The following is a 241-nucleotide window of genomic DNA, read 5'->3' as shown; positions in this document are numbered from 1 at the left end:
ACCGACACAGGTGGTCAGGTAGAGAATACCAAGGCGCTTGAGAGAACTCGGGTGAAGGAACTAGGCAAAATGGTGCCGTAACTTCGGGAGAAGGCACGCTGATATGTAGGTGAAGCGGTTTACCCGTGGAGCTGAAATCAGTCGAAGATACCAGCTGGCTGCAACTGTTTATTAAAAACACAGCACTGTGCAAACACGAAAGTGGACGTATACGGTGTGACGCCTGCCCGGTGCCGGAAGG

1 rRNA gene is annotated in these 241 nt (G+C 52.3%); it reads left to right on the top strand.

From position 1 onward, the window contains the following. A 23S ribosomal RNA gene (locus FHD02_RS24200) occupies window positions 1-241 on the top strand; the annotation flags it as partial.

Origin of the sequence: Citrobacter sp. EC_71, from assembly GCF_019584005.1 — a bacterium.
GTDB classification, from domain to species: domain Bacteria; phylum Pseudomonadota; class Gammaproteobacteria; order Enterobacterales; family Enterobacteriaceae; genus Citrobacter; species Citrobacter werkmanii.
Note: the sequence above shows the minus strand (reverse complement) of the source record. Positions and strands in the feature narration are given on the sequence as shown.